Source organism: Paracoccus sp. TRP (genome assembly GCF_000185925.1).
Classification (GTDB): Bacteria; Pseudomonadota; Alphaproteobacteria; order Rhodobacterales; family Rhodobacteraceae; genus Paracoccus; species Paracoccus kondratievae.
This window is the reverse complement of the sequence record NZ_AEPN01000115.1, coordinates 1-1135: the sequence shown is the minus strand read 5'-3', so window position 1 is coordinate 1135 and position 1135 is coordinate 1. Positions and strand designations below refer to the sequence as shown.

The following is a 1135-nucleotide window of genomic DNA, read 5'->3' as shown; positions in this document are numbered from 1 at the left end:
ATGACCGACCTCCACCCACCCCCAAGCAAGCGCAGACGCCGCATCAGCGCGGCAGAGCGAGAAGCAGCCCGCAAGGCACGGCAGGCAGAGCGGCGCAAGTCGCGGCAGAAGATCAAGCAGATCACGAGGGACAGATGAGCAAGCAGGACCTTTTGGGCTACGCCATCACCGGCAAGGAGTTTGTGGCGATGGATGACCTGTCCCGCTTCGGGATTGATCACTGGCGAGGGACCCGCATCCAGTTCGAGCGCCGGGGCAAACAGCGGACCGCCGAGCCATATGAGTACCCCGCGCTGCACAATTACATCTGGCTCCGCCCGACCATTCAGCAGATGCGGTACCTGTCGCAGGTGCGATACCTCGGCGGCACGTTCCATTGGCTGTCATCGGCAGCGGTTCGTCAGTTCAGCGCGTTGCGGGATCGCGTTGACGCCAAATACCACGAGGCCAAGCGGATCGAGGGCAACCGCAAGGCTATTGCTGATTACGCCGCGTTCATGCCGGGGGATCTGCTGGAAATCCGGGAGGGGCCGCTTGCCGGCGAAATCGCCCGCTTCTCGGCGCTGGTCCAGAATGCCCAAGACCTGTTCCCGGTGATCAGGGCGGAAATGGACCTTATGGGCCGCGTTGTGCCTGTAAAGCTTGACCCTTTGGCGGTCAGGAAGGCAGCAGGGGCTTGATTCGTTCCGCAGAATATGCCAGTGTCAAGCGCGAATTGGCCTTATCCTGCGGTGCCGCGGTGCTGGCCGGAGTTGCTCCGTTAAAACTCGGGGCAGCCAAAGCCTTTATTATGCCCGGTTCACGCCGGGCTTTTTGATTCCAGCGGGGAGGATCGGTATCCCGGCGGGTCTCATAAGCCCGTTCACGCGCGTTCGACTCGCGCCTCCGCTTCCATCCGTCTCCGGCTCTGCGCGGGTTGATCGCCGCAAGCATCCGGGTGAGCCTGCCCCGCCTCTCAACGATGCGCACCCGGCAGGCCGCTTTGCAGCGTAGAGCAGAGGTAGCTCGGGGCGCTCATAACGCTTAGGTCGCTGGTTCGAATCCAGCCGCTGCAACCATTTTCGCCGATCTAGCTCATCAGGTAGAGCGCTTGCCTTGTAAGCAAGATGCGCGGGTGTTGATTTCCGTCGAGACG

1 protein-coding gene and 2 tRNA genes are annotated in these 1135 nt (G+C 62.0%); all 3 read left to right on the top strand.

Translation table 11 applies throughout. The features are described 5' to 3' along the window. Positions 1 to 134 precede the first annotated feature (134 nt). Entirely contained in the window at positions 135 to 680 is a 546-nt protein-coding gene (locus tag PARACOCCUSGL_RS0120090; RefSeq protein ID WP_010401020.1) for a hypothetical protein, read from the top strand. A gap of 141 nt (positions 681 to 821) precedes the next feature. Beyond that, a tRNA-OTHER gene (locus tag PARACOCCUSGL_RS22125) sits at positions 822 to 894 on the top strand. A gap of 89 nt (positions 895 to 983) precedes the next feature. After that, positions 984 to 1058: transfer RNA gene (locus tag PARACOCCUSGL_RS0120085), tRNA-Met, on the top strand. Positions 1059 to 1135 lie beyond the last annotated feature (77 nt).